Source organism: Kitasatospora sp. NPDC056181 (assembly GCF_042266225.1).
Taxonomy (GTDB): domain Bacteria; phylum Actinomycetota; class Actinomycetes; order Streptomycetales; family Streptomycetaceae; genus Kitasatospora.
On record NZ_JBHJUK010000045.1, the window covers coordinates 26,253 to 48,212 of the forward strand.

The 21,960-nt window shown below is 73.6% G+C and carries 22 protein-coding genes; 12 read left to right on the plus strand and 10 right to left on the minus strand.

Annotation, left to right across the window (positions count from 1 at the left end; all coding sequences use genetic code 11):
* Window positions 1–4: 4 nt before the first annotated feature.
* From ACFC1F_RS18850 to ACFC1F_RS18870, 5 genes are all read left to right on the plus strand, one after another.
* A complete protein-coding gene (locus ACFC1F_RS18850) occupies window positions 5–886 on the plus strand; it encodes an ABC transporter permease (protein WP_376159616.1) in 882 nt (293 codons plus the stop codon).
* Complete coding sequence (locus tag ACFC1F_RS18855; RefSeq protein WP_376159618.1) at window positions 883–2,487, plus strand: ABC transporter ATP-binding protein; 1,605 nt, start codon at window positions 883–885, stop codon at window positions 2,485–2,487. The genes ACFC1F_RS18850 and ACFC1F_RS18855 overlap by 4 nt, the downstream gene beginning before the upstream one ends.
* Window positions 2,484–4,832: an arylsulfatase gene (locus ACFC1F_RS18860; protein WP_376159620.1), complete on the plus strand. Its 2,349-nt coding sequence runs from the start codon at window positions 2,484–2,486 to the stop codon at window positions 4,830–4,832. Before ACFC1F_RS18855 ends, ACFC1F_RS18860 begins: the two co-directional genes overlap by 4 nt.
* 87 nt (window positions 4,833–4,919) lie before the next feature.
* The gene (locus ACFC1F_RS18865) at window positions 4,920–5,573 is read left to right on the plus strand and encodes a 4'-phosphopantetheinyl transferase superfamily protein (RefSeq protein ID WP_209410565.1); all 654 of its coding nucleotides are present in this window, start codon (window positions 4,920–4,922) and stop codon (window positions 5,571–5,573) included.
* Window positions 5,570–5,953, plus strand: coding sequence for a barstar family protein (locus ACFC1F_RS18870; RefSeq protein ID WP_376159622.1), 384 nt, complete (start codon window positions 5,570–5,572; stop codon window positions 5,951–5,953). Before ACFC1F_RS18865 ends, ACFC1F_RS18870 begins: the two co-directional genes overlap by 4 nt.
* A 308-nt stretch (window positions 5,954–6,261) precedes the next feature.
* On the opposite strand, the gene ACFC1F_RS18875 is transcribed toward ACFC1F_RS18870, so the two are convergent.
* Entirely contained in the window at window positions 6,262–7,194 is a 933-nt protein-coding gene (locus tag ACFC1F_RS18875; RefSeq protein WP_376159624.1) for a polysaccharide deacetylase family protein, read from the minus strand.
* A 168-nt stretch (window positions 7,195–7,362) separates the two neighbouring features.
* Between ACFC1F_RS18875 and ACFC1F_RS18880 the strand changes: the two genes are divergently transcribed.
* The 3 genes from ACFC1F_RS18880 to ACFC1F_RS18890 all read left to right on the plus strand — a co-directional run bounded on the left by ACFC1F_RS18880 (window position 7,363) and on the right by ACFC1F_RS18890 (window position 10,643).
* Complete coding sequence (locus tag ACFC1F_RS18880; RefSeq protein ID WP_376159626.1) at window positions 7,363–8,214, plus strand: SMP-30/gluconolactonase/LRE family protein; 852 nt, start codon at window positions 7,363–7,365, stop codon at window positions 8,212–8,214.
* A 113-nt stretch (window positions 8,215–8,327) separates the two neighbouring features.
* Window positions 8,328–9,980 carry a CehA/McbA family metallohydrolase gene (locus ACFC1F_RS18885; RefSeq protein ID WP_376159628.1) on the plus strand — a complete coding sequence of 551 codons (1,653 nt, stop codon included), beginning with the start codon at window positions 8,328–8,330 and terminating at the stop codon, window positions 9,978–9,980.
* Window positions 9,981–10,124: 144 nt separating this feature from the next.
* On the plus strand, window positions 10,125–10,643 hold the full coding sequence (locus tag ACFC1F_RS18890) for an ATP-binding protein (protein ID WP_376159630.1): 519 nt from the start codon (window positions 10,125–10,127) through the stop codon (window positions 10,641–10,643).
* A 121-nt stretch (window positions 10,644–10,764) separates the two neighbouring features.
* On the opposite strand, the gene ACFC1F_RS18895 is transcribed toward ACFC1F_RS18890, so the two are convergent.
* The 4 genes from ACFC1F_RS18895 to ACFC1F_RS18910 form a co-directional block, all read right to left on the minus strand.
* Complete coding sequence (locus ACFC1F_RS18895; RefSeq protein WP_376159632.1) at window positions 10,765–12,801, minus strand: DEDDh family exonuclease; 2,037 nt, start codon at window positions 12,799–12,801, stop codon at window positions 10,765–10,767.
* Between the two features lie 674 nt (window positions 12,802–13,475).
* Window positions 13,476–13,835 carry a hypothetical protein gene (locus ACFC1F_RS18900; protein ID WP_376159634.1) on the minus strand — a complete coding sequence of 120 codons (360 nt, stop codon included), beginning with the start codon at window positions 13,833–13,835 and terminating at the stop codon, window positions 13,476–13,478.
* A gap of 74 nt (window positions 13,836–13,909) precedes the next feature.
* Window positions 13,910–14,257: a HEAT repeat domain-containing protein gene (locus ACFC1F_RS18905; RefSeq protein ID WP_376159673.1), complete on the minus strand. Its 348-nt coding sequence runs from the start codon at window positions 14,255–14,257 to the stop codon at window positions 13,910–13,912.
* 44 nt (window positions 14,258–14,301) lie between these two features.
* Window positions 14,302–14,943, minus strand: a complete 642-nt coding sequence (locus ACFC1F_RS18910; protein ID WP_376159636.1) for a hypothetical protein — start codon at window positions 14,941–14,943, stop codon at window positions 14,302–14,304.
* Between the two features lie 26 nt (window positions 14,944–14,969).
* Between ACFC1F_RS18910 and ACFC1F_RS18915 the strand changes: the two genes are divergently transcribed.
* Window positions 14,970–15,293, plus strand: a complete 324-nt coding sequence (locus ACFC1F_RS18915) for a transposase (protein WP_376159638.1) — start codon at window positions 14,970–14,972, stop codon at window positions 15,291–15,293.
* Window positions 15,294–15,320: 27 nt separating this feature from the next.
* On the opposite strand, the gene ACFC1F_RS18920 is transcribed toward ACFC1F_RS18915, so the two are convergent.
* Both ACFC1F_RS18920 and ACFC1F_RS18925 read right to left on the minus strand, forming a co-directional pair.
* A complete protein-coding gene (locus tag ACFC1F_RS18920) occupies window positions 15,321–15,749 on the minus strand; it encodes a hypothetical protein (protein ID WP_376159640.1) in 429 nt (142 codons plus the stop codon).
* Between the two features lie 76 nt (window positions 15,750–15,825).
* On the minus strand, window positions 15,826–16,611 hold the full coding sequence (locus ACFC1F_RS18925; protein ID WP_376159642.1) for an AraC family transcriptional regulator: 786 nt from the start codon (window positions 16,609–16,611) through the stop codon (window positions 15,826–15,828).
* Window positions 16,612–16,818: 207 nt separating this feature from the next.
* Here ACFC1F_RS18925 and ACFC1F_RS18930 point away from each other — a divergent pair, with 207 nt between their 5' ends.
* Both ACFC1F_RS18930 and ACFC1F_RS18935 read left to right on the plus strand, forming a co-directional pair.
* Entirely contained in the window at window positions 16,819–17,697 is an 879-nt protein-coding gene (locus ACFC1F_RS18930) for an NmrA/HSCARG family protein (protein WP_376159644.1), read from the plus strand.
* 55 nt (window positions 17,698–17,752) lie between these two features.
* On the plus strand, window positions 17,753–18,649 hold the full coding sequence (locus tag ACFC1F_RS18935) for an NADP-dependent oxidoreductase (protein WP_376159646.1): 897 nt from the start codon (window positions 17,753–17,755) through the stop codon (window positions 18,647–18,649).
* Between the two features lies 1 nt (window position 18,650).
* On the opposite strand, the gene ACFC1F_RS18940 is transcribed toward ACFC1F_RS18935, so the two are convergent.
* Window positions 18,651–18,857: a hypothetical protein gene (locus ACFC1F_RS18940; RefSeq protein WP_376159648.1), complete on the minus strand. Its 207-nt coding sequence runs from the start codon at window positions 18,855–18,857 to the stop codon at window positions 18,651–18,653.
* A 253-nt stretch (window positions 18,858–19,110) separates the two neighbouring features.
* Here ACFC1F_RS18940 and ACFC1F_RS18945 point away from each other — a divergent pair, with 253 nt between their 5' ends.
* On the plus strand, window positions 19,111–19,452 hold the full coding sequence (locus ACFC1F_RS18945) for a DUF5713 family protein (protein ID WP_376159650.1): 342 nt from the start codon (window positions 19,111–19,113) through the stop codon (window positions 19,450–19,452).
* Between the two features lie 24 nt (window positions 19,453–19,476).
* Here ACFC1F_RS18945 and ACFC1F_RS18950 read toward each other — a convergent pair whose 3' ends face one another.
* Entirely contained in the window at window positions 19,477–20,352 is an 876-nt protein-coding gene (locus ACFC1F_RS18950; RefSeq protein WP_376159652.1) for an IS5 family transposase, read from the minus strand.
* Window positions 20,353–20,397: 45 nt separating this feature from the next.
* Window positions 20,398–21,915 (minus strand): hypothetical protein, encoded by a 1,518-nt coding sequence (locus ACFC1F_RS18955; protein ID WP_376159654.1) that lies wholly within the window; start codon window positions 21,913–21,915, stop codon window positions 20,398–20,400.
* Window positions 21,916–21,960 lie beyond the last annotated feature (45 nt).

Consider the following 21,960-nt stretch of genomic DNA (forward strand, 5'->3'; position numbering starts at 1 on the left):
CCCGATGGCCACCCCGACCACCCCGACCACCCCGACCACCCCGGCCGCCGGCCCGCCGCAGGCCGCCGCCCGGCGCCGCAACCGCTACCTGGCCGGCCTGCTCACCGTCCGCGGCCTCACCGGCCTCACCCTGGTCGGCGTGACCGCGCTCGCCGCACTGCTCGCGCCGCTGCTCACCGACCTCGACCCGAACGCCCAGAGCGCCCTCGCCCTGGCCGGCCCCAGCGCCGAACACCCCTTCGGTACCGACGACATGGGCCGCGACCTGTTCAGCCGGGTACTGCACGGCATCGGCACCGACCTGGCGATCACCTTCTGCGCCGTCCCGGCCGGCGCCCTGCTCGGCTGCTCCTTCGCCCTGCTCGCCGCCTCCTCCCGCTGGGCCGACCTCACCGTCCAGCGGCTCTTCGACCTGCTGCTCGCCTTCCCCGGTCTCATCCTGGCGCTCGCCGTCACCGCCGTCCTCGGCCCGGGCCGCTGGCCGGTGCTCATCGTCATCGCCCTCGCCGAAATCCCCGGCTTCGGAAGGCAGTTGCGGGCCGGCATCCTGGTCCAGCAGAAGCGCGAGTACGCACTCGCCGCCCGGGTCGGCGGCGCCTCCCGGCTGCGGGTGCTGCTGCGCCACGTCGTCCCCAACGCGGCCGACCCGCTGATCGTGCAGACCGCCGTCGCGCTCTCCATCGGCGTCTTCATCGAGGGCGCGATGAGCTTCCTCGGGCTCGGCGTCCGCCCGCCCGAGCCCACCCTCGGCTCCATCCTCAGCCAGTCCGTCGCCTACCTCTCCAGCCACCCGGCCTTCGCGGCGGCCCCGCTGGCCGCCACCACCGCCCTCGTCCTCGGCTTCACCCTGATCGCCGAGGCCCTGAACAAGGGGATCCGCCGATGAGCCGCCCGGTCCTGCGCGTGACCGACCTCACCGTCGAGTTCGACGGCACCACGGCCGTCGACGGGGTCGGCTTCGAGCTGGCCGCCGGAGACACCCTCGGCCTGGTCGGCGAGTCCGGCTCCGGCAAGTCCACCACCGCGCTGGCGCTGCTGCGGATGCTGCCGCCCGGCGGGCGGATCACCGGCGGGACCGTCGAGCTCGACGGCCAGGACCTCGCCACGCTGCCCGAAGCGGGCCTGCGCGCGCTGCGCGGCCGGCGGATCGCCATGATCTTCCAGGACCCGATGTCCTCGCTCAACCCGGTGCTCACCATCGGCAGACAGCTCGACGAGGCACTGCGCGCACACGGCACCGCGGGCAGGGCCGAACGGGCCGCCCGGTCCGCCGAACTCCTCGGCCTGGTCGGCATCCCCGACGCCACCGCCCGGCTGCGCGACCACCCGCACCAGTTCTCCGGCGGCCAGCGCCAACGCATCATGATCGCGCTCGCACTGGCCAACCGGGCCGAGGTGCTGGTCGCCGACGAACCCACCACCGCCCTCGACCCGACCGTTCAGCAGCAGATCCTCCGACTGCTCGCCCGGATCAACCGGGAGACCGGCACCGCGCTGGTGGTGATCAGCCACGACCTCGGCGTGATCGCGCAGACCTGCCGCCGGATCCTGGTGCTGCGCGACGGCCGGGTGGTCGAGCGCGGCGGGACCGACGACGTCCTGGCCGCGCCCCGGCACCCCTACACCCAGCAGCTGCTGGCGGCCGTGCCACGGCTGGACGCCCCGTCCGAGGCGGCCGCCAACAGCACCCCCGGGGCCGAACCGCTGCTCACCGTCACCGGGTTGGGCAAGACGTACGGTCCGCGCCGGCGGGCGGTCACCGCGCTGGACGGCGTCGACCTGGTGCTCCACCCGGGCGAGACGCTCGGGTTGGTCGGCGAGTCCGGGTCGGGCAAGTCCACCCTGGCACGCGCCCTGGTCCAGGTGCATGCCCCCTCGGCGGGCTCGATCCGGTTCCGCGGACGGGAGTTCGGGCGCGGCGGGGAGCGCGCGGCCCGCCGCGAGGTGCAGATGGTCTTCCAGGACCCGTACGCCTCGCTCAACCCGCGGATGACCGCCGGCCAGATCATCGCCGAACCGCTGATCGCCCACGGCCTGGGCGACCGCGCGGCCCGGGACCGGCGCGTCGCCGAACTCCTCCGGCAGGTCGGCCTGGAGCCGGACGCGGCCGGCCGGCAGCCGCGCTCCTTCTCCGGCGGCCAGCGCCAACGCATCGGCATCGCACGGGCCCTGGCCCCCGAGCCGAGCGTGCTGATCTGCGACGAGCCGGTCTCCGCACTGGACGTCTCCGTCCAGGCCCAGGTGATCGAGCTGCTCGCCCGGCTGCAACGCGAACTCGGCCTGGCCGTCCTCTTCATCGCCCACGACCTCGCGGTGGTCCGCCAGGTCAGCCACCGCATCGCGGTGATGCACCGCGGCCGGATCGTCGAGACCGGCCCGGCCGACCGCGTCGTCACCGCACCCGAGGACCCGTACACCGCCGAACTCCTCGCCGCCGTACCGCGCCTGGAGTCCGCCACCCGCCTCACCACCCGGAGCCACGCATGACCAGCACCCCCGACCCCCGGCCGGCCGACCCGCACCGGCGCGACCCGTACGCCGGCTTCACCGGCACCGTCGGCCGCACCTTCGGCGCCTCCACGCCCGCCTGGCCCGAACGCGTCCGCCCGCGCGAGGGGGCGCCCAACATCGTCGTCGTGCTGATCGACGACATGGGCTACAGCGACATCGGGCCGTTCGGCTCCGAGATCCCCACACCCACCCTCGACCGGCTCGCCGCGAACGGGGTCCGGCTGGCCAACTACCACACCATGCCGCTCTGCTCACCCGCCCGCGCGGCCCTGCTCACCGGCCTCAACCCGCACCGGGTCGGCTACTCCTTCGTGGCCAACGCCGACCCGGGCTTCCCCGGCTACGGCATGGAGGTGGCCGGCGACATCCCGACCCTCGCCGAGCTCCTGCACCACCAGGGCTACGCCACCTACGCCGTCGGCAAGTGGCACCTCACCCGCGACTCCGCCTCCAACGCCGCCGACAGCCGCACCAACTGGCCGCTCCAGAAGGGCTTCGACCAGTACTACGGCGTGCTGGAGGGCCTCACCAGCCTCTTCCACCCGCACCAACTCGTGCGCGACAACAGCCCCCTGGACATCGACGAGTTCCCCGAGGGCTACTACTACACCGACGACATCACCGACCAGGCCATCGCCATGGTCAAGTCGCTGCGCGCGCACGACGCGGAGAAGCCGTTCTTCCTCTACCTCGCGCACAACGCCGTGCACGGCCCGCTCCAGGCCAAGCCGGCCGACCTGGCCCGGCACAAGGGCCGCTACGACGGGGGCTGGGACGAGCTGCGCGGGGCCCGCTTCGCCCGCCAGCTCGCCGCCGGCCACTTCCCGCCCGGAACCGAGCTGCCCGAGCGCAACGGCGAGGCCGGCTACGACGTCGGCCCGTGGGACGAACTCAGCGCCGTCCAGAAGAAGTTGTACGCCCGGTACATGGAGGTGTACGCAGCGATGGTCGACAACGTCGACCAGAACCTCGGCCGGCTCACCGACACCCTCGCCGCCCTCGGCGAACTCGACAACACCGTCATCGTGTTCACCTCCGACAACGGCGGCACCGGCGAGGGCGGCGCCGAGGGCACCCGCAGCTACTTCAGCCGCTTCGTCCACCACCCGGGCCTGCCCGAGGACTGGAACCCCGACGTCGAGCGGGAGATCGAGCTCATCGGCGGCCCGCAGAGCCTGGTCCACTACCCGCGCGGCTGGGGCATGGCCTCCAACACGCCGTTCCGCTTCTACAAGGGCCAGACCTACGCGGGCGGCGTCCGGGTGCCCTTCGTCCTCTCCTGGCCGGCCGGGCTGCCGCGCTCCGAGGACGACAACGGCGTCCGCCCGCAGTACCAGTACGTCACCGACATCCTGCCCACCCTGCTCGAACTGGCGGGCGTCGAGCGGCCGTCGGAGCGCGGCGGGCAGCCCGTGCAGTCGCTCGACGGCATCAGCTTCGCCCCCGTCCTGCGCGCGCCGCAGGCCCCCTCCACCCACCCCGAGCAGTACTGCGAGATGACCGGCAACCGCAGCTACTACCGGGACGGCTGGAAGCTCGTCACCCTGCACCGCCCCGGCGCGCCCTACGACGACGACGAGTGGGCCCTCCACGACCTGCGCACCGACCCCACCGAGATCCACGACGTCGCCGCCGAACACCCCGGGCTGGTCAAGGAACTGGCCGCCGCCTGGGAGGCCGCCGCCTGGCGCGACGGCGTCTTCCCGCTGGCCGACGGCAGCGGCGCCCTCGCCCTGCGCGGCCCGGAGGCCGAACGGCTGCGCCGTCCCGTCACCCTGCTGGCCGGCACGCCCGAGCTGGAGCGGTACCGCTCCTCCCGCCTGATCTCCTTCCGCTCCTTCGCCGTCGAGGTCGAGCTGGACCGCCACGAAGCGGACGACCAGGGCGTCCTCGTCTCGCACGGCGACCAGGGCGGTGGCTACAGCCTCTACGTCGAGGACGGCCGGCTCCGCCTCGCCTACAACCAGTACGGCGAGCTGGTCGAGGCCGACGGCGGCCCGGTGGCACCCGGCGCCCGCCGGATCACCCTGGAGGCCGAGGCCGTGGCCGGCCTCAAGTGGAAGTTCCGCCTGCTGGTCGACGGCGTCGAGGGCGGCCGGCTCGGCCCGGTCCACCAGCTGATCGGCATGGCCCCGTTCCAGGGCATCAGCGTCGGCATCGACCGCAAGTCCCCGGTCTCCTGGCCGGTCCACGAGCGCCACCGCTCGTTCCGCTACACCGGGGCCCTGCGCGCCGTCACCTACCTGCCCGGCGAACCCGCCCCGTACGACCCCGAGACGGTCGCCCGGGCCCTGCGCGCGGCGGCGGCCGCCTTCGAGTAGCCGAGCGGACCCCCGGTCGGCCCCCACCGCGGGGGCCGGCCGGGTTAGGCTCGTCCCGTCCGCACGGCACACACTCAGGGGGGACCTGTGATCGGCGAACTGCTGCCCGGATCCGTCGTGGCGGAGGTCGCGTACGACGACCCGCCGCAGGCCCGGCTCGAACCGGCCGAGGAGGCCGTCATCGCCCGCGCCGTCGGCTCCCGCCGCCGCGAGTTCACCACCGTCCGCCACTGCGCCCGCCTCGCCCTCGGCCGCCTCGGCGTCCCGTACGTCCCCCTCGTCCCCGGCCTGCGCGGCGCGCCCGGCTGGCCCGACGGTGTGGTCGGCAGCCTCACGCACTGCGCCGGCTTCCGCGGCGCCGCCGTCGCCCACGCCGGCGACGTCGTCTCCCTGGGCATCGACGCCGAGCCCGCGCTCCCCCTCCCCGAGGGCGTCTTCGAGGCCATCGCCCTCCCCGACGAGCAGAAGCGCACCGCCGAACTGCTCGCCGAGCACCCCGACACCCCCTGGGACCGCCTCCTCTTCAGCGCCAAGGAATCCGTCTACAAGACCTGGTTCCCCCTCACCCGGCTCTTCCTCGAATTCAGCGAGGCCGACCTCACCTTCCGCCCCGACGGCACCTTCCACGCCGAACTCCTCGTCCCCGGACCGGTCGTCGACGGCCGGCGCCTCGGTTCCTTCGACGGGCGCTGGACCGTGCGCGACGGCCTCCTCGCCACGGCCATCACCGTCCTGCCGTGACCGTCACCTACGTCCTCGACGGCACCCGGATCGGCACCCTGGAGGACTTCTGGGCCGAGGCCGGCCGCTCCATCGGCTGCGGCGGCTACTTCGGCCGCAACCTCGACGCCTTCGCCGACTGCCTCCGCGGCGGCTTCGGCACCCCCGAGGACGGCGACTACGTCATCGAGTGGCAGGACCACGAGACCTCGCGGCGCAACCTGGGCCACGCCGAGACCGCCCGCCAGCTGGAGCTGATGCTCGCCCGCTGCCACCCCACCCACCGTGAGCGGGTGGCCGCCCGCCTCGCCGAGGCCCGCGCCGGACGCGGCCCGACCGTCTTCGACTGGCTGGCCGACATCGTCGAGGACGAGCTCCCCGGCGGCCTGCGCCTGCGCTGACCTCCGGCCGCGCGCCACTGGCCGGTGCGCACGGGCCGCCCGACGGTGCCGTCCGGGGGCCGTTCGGGCGGCTACGCCACCTGCGAGCTGCGACCGTGCTGCGCAGCGGCCTCGCGAGGGGCCGTGGCCGAAACGGCCGGCGGGCCCGACCGCACCCTCGTCGTGGACGTACACCCGTAGGGCGGCCCACCCCGGCTCACCCCGGACCGGCGCCGACCGCCCCGGCCCATCCCCGACCGGTCCCGGAGCGCCCCGACCTACGCCCGACCGGCCCCGCCGGCGGCCGGGCCGGACGGCAGGCCGACGGTTCAGCCCAGCACGTCCGAGAGGCGGGTGAAGCGGCGGCCGGCGGCGAGGAGGGGCGGGAGGGCGGCCGCGAAGCCGGGGGCGGTGCCGCCGCCCGGGTGGTTCAGGTGGGCGATGACGACGGCGCCCGGCGGGGTGGCGGCCACCTCCTCGCGGACCTGGGCGGAGCTGAAGGTGGCGCCGGCGTCGGCGTTGACCGTGAACCCGGCGACGCGTTGGCCGAGGTCGGCGGCGATCCGGGTGGCCACGTCGTCGTAGTGGGCGGTGCCGGAACGGAAGAAGCGCGGCGGCCGGCCGAGCAGGGCGGTGAGCTTCGCGAGGTTCCCGGCGACCTCGTCGTACGCCTCGCCGGCGTCGCCGGTGCCCGCGATGCCGTAGGCGGAGCGGCCGGTGACGGAGAGCGGGCGGTGGAGCGTCCCGTGGTTGGCGATCTCGAACAGGGGGTCGCCCGCGAGGCTCTCGAACTCCGCCGGGTTGGCGTCGATCCAGCGCGCGTTCAGGAACAGCGTGGCGGGCACCTCGTGGGCACGCAGGAACTCGATGAGGTCGGCGTCGTAACCGGAGCCGCCGGGGCCGCCGCAGGCGTCGAAGGTGAGTGCGGTGGCCTGCTCCCCGGCCGGCAGGGAGGTGAGCACCCCGGTCACGTCCAGGCCCCATTCCGAGGGCTCGACGCCCGCGTACCTGGCCGTCACGTCGGCCCGGCCGACCGGCGTCGCGGAGGTGGCCGGCGCCCCGGACGCGGTGGCGGGAGCAGCGGCGGGACCAGCGACGGCCTCCGGGTCCGTGGACGGCTCGGGTTCAGGAGCGGTGGGCGGCAGCGGGCCGGCCGCCGGGGCCGCCGCCGTCACCCGTCCGGCGGGCTCGGCGGCCGGCTGACACCCCGCCAGTGCGCTGCCGGCCGCTGCGATCAGCAGTGTCCGCCGACTCAGCGACATGCCCACCTCCACATACATCCGACATTCCGATCATCTGTTTCTATGAACCGATCGATCGTCACCGGCCGCAACCGCACCCCGGCTGGCCCGTCCCCCGCCGTCCCCAGCCGTCCGCAGCCCCGTCCCCCGCCGTCCCCAGCCGTCCGGCCATCCGCGCAGGGAGTCCCGATGCCGACCACCCCCTCCCCCCTCCTCACCGGCCTCGCCCTCGGCGAGTCACCCCGCTGGCACGACGGCCGGCTCTGGGTCTGCGACTGGGGCGCCCAGGAGCTCCTCACCGTCGGCCCCGACGGCACCGCCACCGTGACCGCCCGCGTCCCGTCGTTCCCGTTCTGCATCGACTGGCTGCCGGAGCCCGACGGCCGCCTGCTCGTCGTGGCCGGCGGCGACCGGCGGCTGCTGCGCCGCGAGGCCGACGGCACGCTCGGCCCGTACGCGGACCTGCGGGCGGTCTGCGACCGGCCGTGGAACGAGGTGGCCGTGGACGGGCGCGGCAACGCGTACGTCAACTGCATCGGCTTCGACCTGATGGGCGGCGAGGCCCCGGGGCCCGGACTGGTCGCGGTGGTCACCCCGGACGGGGCCGTCCGGCAGGTGGCGGGCGACCTCGCCTTCCCCAACGGGATGGCGGTCACCCCGGACGGCTCGACCCTGATCGTCGCCGAGTCGTACGCGGGCCGGCTCACCGCGTTCACCATCGCGGCCGACGGGGGCCTGACCGACCGGCGGGTCTGGGCGGCGGTGGAGGGTTCGGCGCCGGACGGGATCAGCCTCGACGCGGAGGGCGCGCTCTGGTTCGCGGACGTCCCGGGCCGCTGCTGCGTCCGGGTGCGCGAGGGCGGGGAGGTGGTGCAACGGGTCTCGCTGGACCGCGGGTGCTTCTCGTGCGCGCTCGGCGGTCCGGACGGCCGCACGCTCTACCTGACCGCCGCCGAGTGGCCGCCGCCGGCGGACGCGCGGACCGGGCAGGTGCTGGCCGTGCCGGTGGACGTGCCGGGTGTCCCCGGGCTCCTTCACTGACCCGCCGTGCGCCGGTGGGGCCCGGCTCACCGGGGGTTCACCGGCGCGGGTAGGGAGGCGGGCGAGCCGGCCGGGAGTCCGCCCGCCGCCGCTGCCCGAGACCGGAGGCCCCGATGACCGACCGTGACGACCCGCAGCCCGGCCGGCGGCCGGACGGCCGACAGCCCGACGACCAGGGCCCCCCGTCCGACCGGCCCGCCCCCGCGCTCGACCGCCGCGACCTGCTCCGGACCGGTCTGGCCACCGGCGCGGTCACCGCACTCGGCCTCGCGGCCACCGCCGGACCGGCGCAGGCGGCGGACGCCGTGCCCGACCGGACGGTCACCCTCACCGGCCATCTCCCCACCGGTGCGCCCGATTTCGTGTACCTGCCGTTCGACGTGCCGGACGGCGTACGGGAGATCGCCGTCGCGTACGGCTACGACAAGCCGTCCGTCCCCGCCGGCACACCCGGCAACTCCTGTGACATCGGCCTCTTCGACGAACGTGGCACCGACCTCGGCGGGCGCGGATTCCGCGGCTGGTCGGGCGGGTTCCGCACCGAGTTCACCGTCGCCCGCGACGGGGCGACGCCCGGCTACCTCCCCGGCCCGATCCGCCCGGGGAGGTGGCACGTCGTCCTCGGCCCGTACCAGGTGGCGCCGCAGGGGCTCGACTACCGGGTCACCGTCACGCTCCGGTTCGGCGCGCAGGGGCCCGAGTTCACCCCGTCCTACCCGCCCGAGCGGGCGCGGGGCCGCGGGCGCTCCTGGTACCGGGGCGACTGCCACCTGCACACCGTGCACTCCGACGGTCGCCGGCTGCCGGCCGAGGTCGCCGCGGGCGCGCGGGACGCCGGGCTGGACTTCATCGTCTCCACGGACCACAACACCACCTCCTCGCACGGCGTTTGGGGCCCGCTGGCCGGGCCGGACCTGCTGATCGTGCTCGGCGAGGAGGTGACCACCCGCAACGGCCACTGGCTGGCGCTCGGCCTGCGGCCGGGCCGGTTCGTCGACTGGCGCTACCGTTCCCGCGACGAGGCCTTCCCGCGCTTCGCCCGACAGGTCCGCAGCCAGGGCGGCCTGGTGGTGCCCGCCCACCCGTACTGCCCGTACGTCGCCTGCCAGTGGAAGTTCGGCTACCAGGACGCCGACGCGGTGGAGGTCTGGAACGGGCCCTGGACCTACGACGACGAGTCGGCGGTCGACACCTGGGACGCGGGGCTCGCCGTCGCCCTGCGGGAAGGACGCTCCTGGCTGCCGGCCGTCGGCAACAGCGACGCCCACAGTGCCCCGCAGGTCATCGGCTCCCCGCACACCGTCGTCCGGGCCGAGGACCTCACCCGTGACGCCGTCCTCGACGGAATCCGGGCCGGACGCAGCTGGCTCGCCGAATCGGCCGCCGTCCACCTGGAGTTCACCGCCACCGGGCACGGCCGGCAGGCGGGCATCGGCGAACAGCTCACCGTCCCCGCGGACGCCCCGGTGGACGTCCGTCTCGCCGTCTCCGGCGTGCCCGGCGGGACGGTCCGCTTCCTGACCGACGAGGGCCAGCTGCACCAGGAGTCGCTGCCCGCCGACGGTGCGGGGACCGTCGTCTGGCGGACGACGGCCTCGCTCGCCGCGTTCGTCCGGGCCGAGGTCCGCCACCCGAAGGCCGACGGCACCCCCGGCCGGGGCAACTCCATGGGCCCCGACCTGCCGTGGGGCCCGATGGCGGCGCTGACCAACCCGATCGTGCTGCGGCCGGACACCCCGGTGCGGGAGGGGTCCACGGATCGGTAGGGGGGAGGACTCGGGGTACCGCCGTGGACTAGGTTGATCTCCGACAGCAGTCAGTCGTTGGGGCGATGCGCTCGGCTGTCCGTACCCGGGTCAGACCCGCTCCGGCACCCCGTCCGTCCCCGGCCCGCGAAGGGATCAGCAGCCGTGAACCGAACGACCGTAGGCGGGCCGGAGATCGGGGGCCGGCGGGGCGCCGGCGGCGTGGTCGTGCTCGCCGACCCGGCCGGGGCCGGGAGCGGCACGGTCGCGCCCCTGCTGGCGGACGCCCTCCACCCGAGCGTGCACCTGCGGGCGGACGACTTCCAGCGGGCGGTCCGCCAGGGGTACGTCCCGGCGCACCTGCCGGAGGCGCAGCGGCAGAACACGACGGCTCTGGCGGCCACCGCGCAGGCGGCCTTCGCGTTCGCCACCGGCGGGTACCAGGTGGTGGTGGAGGCGGCGGTCGCGCCGACGGCGCTGGACGCGTTCCGCCGCGAGAGCCGCACCACCGGGGCGGCGCTGCACTACGTGGTGCTGCGGCCGGCGGGCGCTTCCGCCGAGCCGGGCGAGCCGGGCGGCGTGCCGGACCGGCACACGGTGGACGCCGCACCCGTCGCACCGGAGGCGGCGGCGGAGGCCGTGCTGGCCGGGTTGTCCCGGAGGGCGTTCCTGCTGGGGTGGTGACGTCGTCCGCTGCCGTCCACCGCCGACCCACGGACCCGGCCGGCCGGACGGCAGCACCCCGGCGGGGCGGCAGCGGAGTAGCGGCGGCACCCCGGCGGGTACCGCCGCCGCCCCGGGCCGCTCAGCCCTCGACGTCCACCCCGTAGCCGCGGGCCAGCTCGTCGAGCCCGTGGTCGAAGCCCTGCCCGACCGCACGGAACCGCCAGGAGCCGCCGCGGCGGTAGATCTCGGCGAGCAGCAGGGTCCGTTCGGTGGTGGCGGCGTCCAACGTGGCCTGGACGATCGGGCGGGCCCGGGTGTCGCCGGCCAGCGCGATCTCCACCGCGCCGACGTCGCCGAAGGTGGCCGAGCCGTCGATCGCCGCCGCGATGACGACCTTCCGCACCGAGCCGCCCAGCGGGCCGAGGTCGACGGTGACCGCCTGCTCCTGCGGGCCGTCGAAGGCGAGCCGGACGGTGCCGTCGGGGCTCTCGGGTGCGCCGTAGAAGACGAAGTCCTCGTCGCAGGAGACCTGTTCGTCCTCGTCGAGGCTGAACGCGACCACGTCGACCTCGCAGCTGGTCTGCTGCGTCCACGAGGCGTTGACGCTCCAGCGGGCACCGTCGGTAGCGATGGGCAGGTCGATCACGCCACCGCGCGGCAGCACCTCCACCTCCACCTCGTCCGCCTCCCCTTCACCCGGCTCCCCTGCGGCCGGCTCCCCGGAGCCCGGCGCGGCGGGCGTGCTGCCCAGGGTCCGCAGCCAGGTGTCGTCGTGCACCGGGAGCTGGAGCCACTCGATCCGTTTCATCCTCCGGTCGGCGGCGGAACCGGTCAGCGCGAGGACGTCGGTGACGTTGGCCGACAGGTTCACCGCGGCGGCACCGCCGAGGCCGACCACCGCCGTCCGGGCCGCCACCGCCTCGGGGTGCCGGCCACCCAGCACGAGCACCCGCCGGCCGGTGAGCGCCCGCCGCTCCCGGGCGGTCCTGCGCCGCACCGCGGACCGCACGGCCACCGGGACCGGCCCGGCCACCGCCGAATCCGGCCCGGCCACCGCCGCAACCGGCTCCGCGGTCGGCTCAACGACCGACTCCGCGGTCGGCGCAGTGGCCGGAGCCGCCTCCGCGAACTCCGCCGCGACCACGGCCTCCACCGCGACCACGGCTTCCACCGCAATGGCCGTCGCCTGCTCGGAGCCCGTCACCACGCCGCCGGCCTCGTGCGGCTGTCCCGGCCGCACCTCCGCGAGCAGGGCGAGGAACGCCCCCTCGTCGAGCACCGGCACCCCCTCGGCGGCGGCCCGCCGGGCCTTCGCCGAGGACGCCGCGCCCCCGTTGGCCACCAGCACACTGGTGTGCCGGCTCACCGAGGTCATCACGTTCAGCCCGGCCGCCACCGCCCTCGCGACCAGTTCCTCCCGGGCCGTCCCCGTCTCCCCGGTCACGGCGACCTTCATGCCCTGCACCAGCACCCCACCCGCCGGCAGCCGCCCCGGATTGCGGTACGCGCACGGCGTCTTGGGGATCCGCGGCCGGAACTCCGAGGTGCGCCGGGGCGGGCAGTCCACCAGCGGCAGCGGCACCCCCAGGCGCTGCGCCTCGGTGAGCGAGCCGCGCAGCACTCCGGCCAGCACCCTGGTGTCGTCCAGCGCGTCGTGCGCGTGCAGTTGCGGGACGCCGTAGTGCGCGGCGAGCGTGCCGAGCTTCAGGTCCACGGTCGACGTGTCGATCCGCCGGTTCAGCGCCAACGTGCAGAGCCGCCGCGAGACCGGCAGCCAGGAGCGGGCGAGCGCGAACTCGTGACTGAGGAAGTCGTAGTCGAACTGGGCGTTGTGGGCCACCATCACCCTGCCCTCCAGCAGCTCGGCGACCCGCCCGGCGATCTGCTCGAAGGCCGGCGCCCCCCGCAGCCGCTCGGCGGTCAGGCCGTGGACGTGCACCGGTCCGGGGTCCACGCCCGGATCCAGCAGGGTGGAGTACTCCCCGGTCTGCCGGCCCCCGGCGTCGACCGTGATCACCGCGAGGGAGAGCACCCGGTGTTGGCCGGGCCTCAGCCCCGAGGTCTCGACGTCGACCAGCGCCCATTCGTGGGCGTATCCGGTGGGCGTGGGCCCGGATGTGTCGCTCTGGTGGCCGGGGAGTGTGGGAGCCGGAGTCATGGCCACAAGAATGCTCATCGGCCGGCACTCACCACAACCCGTTTGACCTGCTTGTTATCCGTACGACGTCGGCGTCCCGGTGTGCCTCCGGGGGTGTGACGGTCCGTTCCGGGGCTTTCCGGTCGGCGGCGGCGGTTCGCGCACGGGTGGTCGCGTCCCGCGGACGCGTCGCGCCGGGCGGCGGACTCCTCACCCCGGGCGGCGGGTCCTCGCGCCGGAGGCTGCACGGCGTTCCCGCCCGGAGAGACGGGGCGGCAGGTGCGCGCCCGGGGCGTCGCACCGCGCGAGGCCGGGCGCTCCGGCGACCGTCCTCCCACAAGGACGGCCGTCGGAGCACCCGATCCCGGCTCCCGCCGGGGCGCGGGAGCCGGGGGGACCGGGAGCCGGACCACCCGGCGGGCGGGCCACCCCGGCGGGCGGACCGTACTCCCGGACGGCTGAACCGGCGCCCGCACGGGGGGTCAGGCGCCGGTGGCGTTGCCGCCACCCGGTACTACGGACGGGAGCAGCCGCACGGTTCACCGGTTCCGCAGTCCGCCTTCCGATCGGTGGCCGCGGGGCCCCGGGCACCGCATCCGGGTGCCCGCCCGAACCCTGTCCCTGTCCCTGTCCCTGTCCCTGTCCGGCGGATCACATGTGAGGCCCTCCCCGGTTCCGGTGGGCCCGGGGTCCACCTCTTCGAGGAGGAGGAGTCAGCAGAGCCGGTCCGGGGACGGGAGCCGGGTGATCTGGTCATCGCCCCAGCCGTAGACCTCCAGGTTGGACAGGTAGCCGTCGTAGGCGAAGACCAGCGCTCCGCCGACCGGCTCTCCGTCGGCGTCGAGCACCGTCCCGTCGGCAACGGGATTGCCGGTCACGGGCGCGGCCGGCACCGCTGCCCTGTCCAGGCCGAAGTCGATGCTGGCGCAGGAACACGGGCAGCGGCCGATGACGCGCAGGTGTGGGATCTGCGTGAGCAGGGCCCGGTTGGCCGGCTGGTCCTCCTTGAGGAGAGCCTCAAGGAGGAGAACGGCTTCTGCCGGGAGTGGATCGCCCGTCGTGCTGGTTTCCATGCCCCGACCCGATCATCCGACCGCCCGGGGGGTCAACCCGAAAACCAGGGGCGAGGACCGTGCTGTCGCCCGAGTCACCCGAGCGCGCGTGGGCCGGTTCGTTCGTGGAAGGGTCCTCCAGGGATGAACCATCCCGCCTTCTTCCGGAGCGCCGGGTTCGGGTCCTGGGCGTGGGACGTCTGCAAGGCTGCGACGGCCCGGGCGTCGGTGCGGGAGAACCTGCCGACCAGCTCGGCGGCCGTCGCCCGGACCCCCGGGTCGGGGTCGGAGGCCAGGTGCCGCAGTGCGGGTTCGAGGACCCGGTCCGCGCCCGGTGCTCTGGCGTCACCGTTGCGGCGGTCGCAGGCAAAGGCGTGGAAGGCGGCGTTCCGGACGGGCCCCAGACCACCCAGGCCTCCGCCACCCAGGCCCCAAAAGCCCAGGCCCTAGGGTCTGTTGCGAAAGTGGATCAAGAGTCGCGGTCGGCTCAGGCGGCTGTCTGGTCTGACCAGCCCTGCGACAGGGGGAGACCGCCGGATCGGAGCGAGTCGCGCTGTTGGATCACCCATTGCTCAACCTGGTCTACGGATTCCGCGACGGGCTGGTTCGTGGTGTCGAGCAGATGGGTGCGCCATCGCCGATCGTCGGCAGTCCACCCGGTCCAGCGGTGCCAGGCCATACGGTGCCAGCTGCCGTCGATGATGACGTCGGGTCGGTATCGGGGATCTTCGGCGTGCCGACGGTGCCAGGCGGCCCAGCCGAGGAAGGCGTCAACTGCCGGAGCGTCCCATCGGCCCGAGTCGCGCATGGTGAGCCTGTCGCGCCGGACCTCGTCGGACACGTCGACCAAGCACACCGCGATTCCATTCAGCAGCGGGGCGGAGGGGCTGGCCAGGACTTCTCCCAGGGGAGACTGTCCGGTCAGCAGGAGGTCGACGCCGCGGTCCTGGTACTCCAGCGCGCGACGCACCCACATCTCGGTCGTGCGGTTGCGCCACTGGCGATCGGCGCCTTCCGGTACGCCGAGCTCGTCGAAGTCGTGCACGGCGACCCGCTCCAGCCGCTCGCCCACGGAGTAGGCGAGGGTGGTCTTGCCCGAACAGCTGGAGCCGGTCAGCTTGAGCAGCATCTCACCAGGATGGCAGGTCAGTAGGGGTGGCCTCGAAGGGTTTTCTGCTGGAGTTACGCAACCGCGCCGAGCAACAAGACCCGGACTGGCACAAGCGCTACGCAGTCCGCTCCGGCATCGAGGGCACCATCAATGAGTTCGCGCACGGCCACGGTATGCGCCACTGTCGCTACCGCGGGCAGGCCAAGGCCCATCTACAACACGTCCTCACCGCCATCGCCGTCAACATCGAACGCCTCAGCCGACAGCCTCCGGAAGAACCGGCACCCCCACGGCCGCCGACCGCCTTCCAGAACTACCTCGATCGACAAGGCACCCCACGCCTCCGTTCCTGGCGAGCCGTCAGCTGACGCAGGCAACCAAGATCCCCGACAGAGTCAAGCTAACGCGTGGCCGTGGCGCCCCACTCGTGCGCCAGAGGGGCCTCGCCACGCGACCCGACGTCCAGCTATCTTCGCCACGTGGAACTTCACCGTGGACTCGCTGATGTGCAGCTCACCGGCTTGGAGTCCCGTGAAGCGCCCTCCGAGGAGGTACGTCGCAGCCTGCACGATCCAGGACTCAGGCGTGTTCGGGCTGAGCATGGTGACGCCCACCTCCAGGCCAACTCCGCGCCAACTGAGCGCACCCATGTACTGCGAGACCAAGTACCTCACCTGGGCGTAGGTCAGTCGCCGGTCGCCCGCGACGAACGCCTCCGACGAGCTGTGCCGCGTCAGCGACTGGACGATGAGGTCGCTCAGCGCCGCACCGGCCGAGGCCGCCGATGCTGGCGAGGAGCTCTGGGTGGTGGCGGAGGAAGTCACCCTTCCAGCGTGGGTTCCCGCAACATTGGGCTGCCACCGATGTTCCGCCAGGAACTACGGCTACCCCGCCAACCTCTCACCCATGGGTGCTGCGGGAGGACCGAGCCGACGAGCGATAGCCTCCGGGTGTCTGACCGACCAGCACGGTGAAGGCGTCGATGAAGCTGCTGGGGTTCGACCAGCCCAGCCGGATCGCCGTGTCGGTGACCGAGGCGCCGTCGCTGAGCTCGATCAGCGCCCGTTGGATGCGCAGCAGGGTACGCCACTGGTGGAAGCTCATCGACAGCTCGCTACCGAACAGTCGGCTCAGGGTGCGTTCGCTGGCGCCGGTGCGGTGGCCCAGCTCGGCCAGGGTCGCTGGGCTTGCTGGGTCCGCGTGAAGCAGGTCGGTGACCGCCTTGAGACGCCGGTCGCTCGGCTCCGGGAGGCGCAGCGGCTCTTGTGCGGCGCGGGCGAGCTCGGCGAGTACGACGTCGATCAGCAGCCGCGCACGGGGGCTCTCCAGCGGCTCGCCCTCGCTCATCAGCGCCAGATAGGCCTCGCGCAGCAACGCGCTCGCCACGAAAACCGACGGCTCGGCCGGCAGCTGTCCGGTCAGCGTCACGGGCAGCGACAGCACCCGGATGTCCGTCTCGCCGTATGCCTTGCTGCTGTGCACCGCGAAGGGCGGCACCCACATGATCCGACTGGCCGGCGCCACCCAGGTGCCCACCTGGGTCGCTGTGACCAGGGCCCCACGCGCGGCGTAGCGGAGCTGGCCATAGTCGTGGAAGTGCGCGGCCACGTCGGCGCCATGGGCCAGCGGCGCCGACAACGGCCCATCGTCGGTGCAGAAGCTCGGCTCGCCGCTGGGGTCGGACACGCGATTGAGGCTACCCGACACTGGCGGGTTATCGGGAGAACCTGGCGGGATACCGGTGGTGCGCCTGGCGCCGCAGACGCATCGTGGAGACATGTCACAACAGATCAAGCTCGAGGACGCCGCGCCCGCGTCGTCCTCCCCCCACCGCCGAGGTCAACACCGGACTCGTGCTCACCTTGCTCACGCCCTGCGTGAAGGGTGGCAGCGATGAGCGCACAGACGACCGGAACGATCGCAGTCTTCGGCGCGACGGGGCAACAGGGCGGGGCGGTGGTCGACGCGTTGCTGGACCACAAGGCCCCGGTGCGGGCCCTGGTCCGCAACCCGCAATCCGACCGGGCTCAGGCGCTGGCCGCCCGCGGCGTCGAGCTGGCGGCCATCCGGACCGACGACCCGGCGTCGTTGGCCGCCGCGCTGACGGCGGTCGAGGCGTTCTACTTCATGACCCCGGAGGCGAACAACCTCGAAGAGGTCGAGACGGAGATCCGCATCGGCACCGCGCTCGTCGACGCGGCGGTCGCGGCACGCGTCCCGCACGTCGTGTTCAACTCGGTCTTCGGCGCGGACCGGGAGCGGGGTGTGCCGCACCATGACTCGAAGCACTCGATCGAGGAGCACCTGAGGAAGTCCGGCCTCAGGGCCGCGATGGTTCGCCCGACTCCCTTCATGGAGGAGATGGCACCGAGCCTGGAGCACGGAGAGGTCGTGCTGAGGCTGCCGCTGCCGGAGGACGTCGCCCTGAAGATGATCTCGGTCAGGGACGTCGGCCGGGTCGCCGCCGCGCTCCTGCTCGACACCGCGGAGGCGCCCGGCGGAGCCGTCGAGCTCGTCGGCGACGAGCTGACGGGCCCTCAGATCGCGGCGGCGTTCGGCGCGCGCGCCGGGCTCCCGGCACGTTACGAGGCCCTCCCGTTGAGCGTGCTTCCCAGCGACCTCGACAGGGCGATGTTCCGCCAGTTCGCGAAGGCGGCGGAACACCCGTCGGATCTTGCGGTGGTGCGGGCGATCGAGCCGGCCACCCTGGACCTGGCCGAGTGGATCCGATCCACCGGCTGGACCGCGCCCGCCGGTCCAGGCCAAGGTTGATCTTTCGCCTAGAGCGTTGATCTTTCACCTAGAGCGACGAGCACTGGAGCAGGACATGAAGGCGATCACCTACACCGAGTTCGGCGGCCCGGAAGTCCTCCGCCTCGCAGAGGTCGACGAGCCGCACGCCGGACCCGGACAGGTGCGGCTGAAGGTCGTGGCGGCAGCGGTCAACCCGCTCGACTACAAGATCCGCAACGGGTGGAGGCCGCAGATGGCGCCGCCGTTCCCGGTGATCTCCGGCGTGGAGGCGGCCGGCGTCGTCGACGAGGTCGGCGAAGGCGTGACCGGCGTCGCGGTGGGTGACGAGGTCCTGGGCTGGACCGTCACCGGCGCGTACGCCGAGCACGCGCTGGCCGTCGACTTCGGCCCGAAGCCCGCGGACCTCGACTGGGACCTCGCCGCGGCACTGCCCGTCGCCGTCGAGACCTCGGTCCGCGTGCTCGACGCCCTCGGCGTCGGGGAAGGCGACACGCTTCTGCTGCACGGAGCTGCGGGTGTGGCCGGCGCCGTCGGTGTTCAGCTCGCGGTCGCCCGCGGCGCCACGGTCATCGGCACCGCCTCCCCCGGCAACCACGACTACCTGCGCTCGCTGGGCGCGATCCCGGTCGCCTACGGCACCGGCCTCGCCGACCGGGTCCGCGAGGCCGCACCGCAGGGCATCGACGCCGTGTACGACGCCGCGGGGGCGGGCGACCTGGAGGTGTCGATCGACCTGCTCAGCGGCACCGACCGGATCATCACCATCGCCGATCCGAAGGCCGCCGAGCTGGGCGTCACCTTCTCCGGCCCCGCCCCGTTCGGTTCCCGCCTCGGCGAGTACGCCCGCCTCGCAGCCGACGGCAAGCTCACGGTGCGCATCGCGCAGAGCCTTCCGCTGGAGGACGCCGCGAAGGCGCAGGAGCTGAGCGCGAGTGGTCACGCCGCCGGGAAGCTCGTCCTGCGGCCGTAGCTCAGTCCCTGGCCGGCTGGGGAGGCACGACGGCAGCGCCCCGGCCGGTCGTCACGGTCCCGGCGAACCCGGCCAGCTCGTCCGCCTCCACCGGTCCTGCCTGCCGCAGGTGGCCGAGACCGCGGGCGAGCAGCAATTCCGCCTGCTGCTCGCACCACGTCCGCCCGTCCCCGGCGCCGGCCGCCGCGGCCGCGAGCGGCTGGCGCAACGGCTACGCGGTCTTCGGAAAGGTCATCAGCGGCCTGGACGTCGTCAAGAAAGATCGAGGCCGTGGCCACCACGGTCCGGGGCCCTATGCGAGACGTTCCTGAGCAGTCCGTCGTCATCGAGTCGGTCAAGCGCGCCTAGGGGCCCTGTTGTGGAAGTCCTGGTCGCGCGGGGTCCGGCGTGCATGGGTGGCCTCGTTGTCAGCGGTGCTGTGCATGATCGGCGCGTCAGCTCTTCATGGAGAGGGAAGTGCCATGCCGATCACCAACCAGCTACTCCTGGGACACGGATTCCTGCGGGAGATGTTCGACGACTCGTACTTCCCTGATCAGGTGGTCGACCGGGGCAGGACGATTCTGCTGCAACTGTGCGAGCGAATCGAGGCCGAGCGGCCGTCGGATCTGGAGGCCCTGTATGCGCTCACCCAGGCTGCCACTGAGGAGTTCAACCTGCTGGACAGGGAGTTCATGACGGCCGGGAGCGGGATCGAGACGGTCGCGCGCGAGTGGATCTGCGACGAGTTCTGCTTCGTCGCTTCGGCATACGGGTTCACGGACGCGGATGCCGAGAAACTGACCGCCGGCCGGGATTGGTGACCCCGGACGGGAGGGCCACCCCGATCAGAGCCATTCGTTGAGGACTGCGATCAGCACGGTTGCCTCGTAGCGGACGGCGAGCTTGTCGTACCGCGTGGCGACAGCGCGGTGCCTCTTGAGGCGGTTGATGCCGCATTCGACCGCATGACGCTCACGGTAATCAGCCTTGTCGAACTTGGGCGGCCGGCCGCCGCGGGAGCCGAGCTTTCGCCGGTTGCGCGCCTGGTCGGCCTTGTCGGGGATGGTGCAGCGGATCCCGCGGCGGCGCAGGTAGGCGCGGTTCTTGCGGGAGGCGTAGGCCCGGTCCGCCCGCACACGATCAGGACGGGCGCGCGGCCGCCCCGGTCCGACGCGGGGCACACGGACCCTCTCCAGCACGGCCTCGAACTGCGGCGAGTCCCCACGCTGCCCGGCGGTCACCACGATCGACATGGGCTTCTGGCCCTGCTCAACTGCCAGACGGAGCTTGGTGGTGAACCCGCCGCGCGATCTCCCCAGCCCATGGTCACCGGGCTCGGTGAAGATGCCGCCTGGTGGTTCCTTCTGCAGCTCGCCATGCTTGCGGGCTCCGGCCGCATGCTGATGGGCGCGGCAGACCGTGGAGTCGACGCTCAGGTCCCATGTGATGGCACCTCTCGCGTCGGCCAGGGACTGGAGCCGGGTGAGGATCCGCTGCCAGGTGCCGTTTCGCTGCCACCGGCGGAACAGGTCGTAGATCCGGCTCCACGGTCCGTACTCGACGGGGACGTCCCGCCACGGAACACCTGTCCGGACACGGAACCGTATGCCGTCGATCAACTGCCGCCGAGGCCAGACCGGTGGTCGCCCTGCCCTGGCGCCCTTCGGCAACAACGGCTCCAGCGCCGCCCACTGCTCGTCTGTGAGATCTCCGCGCCCCATGAACTGTGATCATCCACAGCTCAAGATCTACTTTCGACACACGGCCTAGACGCCCAGGCCCGTCACGCGGAGGAACCCGTAGGCGGGGCCGATCACGACGCGTCGCGCCGTCAGGCCGTCCTGGGGGTCGGTGATTCCGCGGGCGGCGAGTTCGGTGGTGATCAGGGCGGCCACCTCGGCGGCGGTCTGCTGCGTCGGGGTCTTGAACTCGGCCTTCCACCGCTTGCCGGACGGCTGCCAGCCGTCCGCCGTCATCGCCGGCGCGACGGCTTCCGGGTCGCCGGGGCGCGAGCCGACGCGGAGCAGGACACCCTTGTCCTGGTCGTAGGCGAAGGAGAGCCCACCGCTGATCCGGCGGTCGGCGAGGGAGAAGGTGGCCTTCTCCCCCGGGCACTGGACGGGAAGCTGCTCGATCCACGCGGCCAGCAACAGCTCCAGGCCCTCGCGCAGGTGCGGCAGGGTACCGGCGAGGCGGCCGCCGGGGAGACGGTCGGCGAGGTCACCGGGACCGCTCACGTGCAGCTGCCAGCTGTACGGCAGCAGGTGAAAGTCGCTCCGGCCGTCCGCGCCGCCGCTGGGGCCGCCGTAGGCGAAGGTGCCGTACTCCTCCTCCTCGACCTCCTCCGCGGGGGCGGTTTCCAACCAGACGCTCCGGCGGTCGGCACGCAGGCGCAGCAGCCGCACGGCGGACTCGCCGGCCTCGCGCCAGCGCGCGTCCGGGCCGTCGGGACCTCCGCCGTGGAGGGTCGGCTCGCCGAGGACGCCACAGACGGCGCGGTAGACGGCGCCGAACACGTCCCGCCGGTGCTCCAGCGTGGGCGCCTCGTCGAAGCGGTGCAGGACCAGCCGGTTGTAGCGGCCGGCCGGTTGGCCCGCGCCGAGGAGGACGGGTGTGCAGGCGGGGTCGGCCGTGCGGATCTCCGTGCGGGCCTCCGTGACGTCGGCCGTCCAGCCGGGGACGTCGGCGGCGATGCGGGCCACCGTGTCGTGCTCGCAGACGCCGCCCGGCGCATCGTGCAGCAGTGGGGCGAACGCGGCTATCACGGACGGGAGTTCGGGGCTGATGTGCTCGGCGGCGACGGTCACGGGGTGGACGGCCAGCCAGGCACGGCGGTCATTGCTCTGGAGCAGCAGGGTGCGGTCGGCGGACTGCCAGCGCAGGCCGAAGCCGTCGGCCGCCGTGGGCACCGGTGTCGGCCTGCCGACGGCCGCCAGCGCCTCGGAGAGCCGCTTCAGCTCCGCCCGGCGCTCCTCCTCGTCGCCCCCGGGCGTGAAGTCGAGCAGCCACAGCCGGGCGATCCGGTAGCGGGGCTGCTTGGGCACGACGGTCTGGAAGTACAGCTCGGGGCCGAGGGGCTCGAAGAGTTCACGGGGCTCCATGCCGAGCACCACGCCGTCCGGGAAGATCCGTCGGATCTTCCAGTCCGCGCGCTCCGCCACCATGCGGTCGACGTCGGGCCGGCTCCAGGCGCCCCAGTCGAGGTCGTGCAGGGTCCGCACCAGCTCGACGGTGGCAGGCAGGCCGGTCCGCCAGGTCACGGAGGAGGGGCTCGGTTCGCTCATGAAACGGATCATCGCAGGTGCCACCGACAGCGCCGCCGGACCCGC

Bases quoted from the DNA above. Each gene is read 5' to 3' on its own strand.
- ACFC1F_RS18850 (WP_376159616.1), top strand. From the start codon at position 5: ATGGCCACCCCGACCACCCCGACCACCCCGACCACCCCGGCCGCCGGC.
- ACFC1F_RS18855 (WP_376159618.1), top strand. From the start codon at position 883: ATGAGCCGCCCGGTCCTGCGCGTGACCGACCTCACCGTCGAGTTCGAC.
- ACFC1F_RS18860 (WP_376159620.1), top strand. From the start codon at position 2,484: ATGACCAGCACCCCCGACCCCCGGCCGGCCGACCCGCACCGGCGCGAC.
- ACFC1F_RS18875 (WP_376159624.1), bottom strand. From the start codon at position 7,194: ATGTCGCTGAGTCGGCGGACACTGCTGATCGCAGCGGCCGGCAGCGCA.
- ACFC1F_RS18880 (WP_376159626.1), top strand. From the start codon at position 7,363: ATGCCGACCACCCCCTCCCCCCTCCTCACCGGCCTCGCCCTCGGCGAG.
- ACFC1F_RS18885 (WP_376159628.1), top strand. From the start codon at position 8,328: ATGACCGACCGTGACGACCCGCAGCCCGGCCGGCGGCCGGACGGCCGA.
- ACFC1F_RS18895 (WP_376159632.1), bottom strand. From the start codon at position 12,801: ATGAGCATTCTTGTGGCCATGACTCCGGCTCCCACACTCCCCGGCCAC.
- ACFC1F_RS18900 (WP_376159634.1), bottom strand. From the start codon at position 13,835: ATGGAAACCAGCACGACGGGCGATCCACTCCCGGCAGAAGCCGTTCTC.
- ACFC1F_RS18910 (WP_376159636.1), bottom strand. From the start codon at position 14,943: ATGCTGCTCAAGCTGACCGGCTCCAGCTGTTCGGGCAAGACCACCCTC.
- ACFC1F_RS18930 (WP_376159644.1), top strand. From the start codon at position 16,819: ATGAGCGCACAGACGACCGGAACGATCGCAGTCTTCGGCGCGACGGGG.
- ACFC1F_RS18935 (WP_376159646.1), top strand. From the start codon at position 17,753: ATGAAGGCGATCACCTACACCGAGTTCGGCGGCCCGGAAGTCCTCCGC.
- ACFC1F_RS18945 (WP_376159650.1), top strand. From the start codon at position 19,111: ATGCCGATCACCAACCAGCTACTCCTGGGACACGGATTCCTGCGGGAG.
- ACFC1F_RS18950 (WP_376159652.1), bottom strand. From the start codon at position 20,352: ATGGGGCGCGGAGATCTCACAGACGAGCAGTGGGCGGCGCTGGAGCCG.
- ACFC1F_RS18955 (WP_376159654.1), bottom strand. From the start codon at position 21,915: ATGAGCGAACCGAGCCCCTCCTCCGTGACCTGGCGGACCGGCCTGCCT.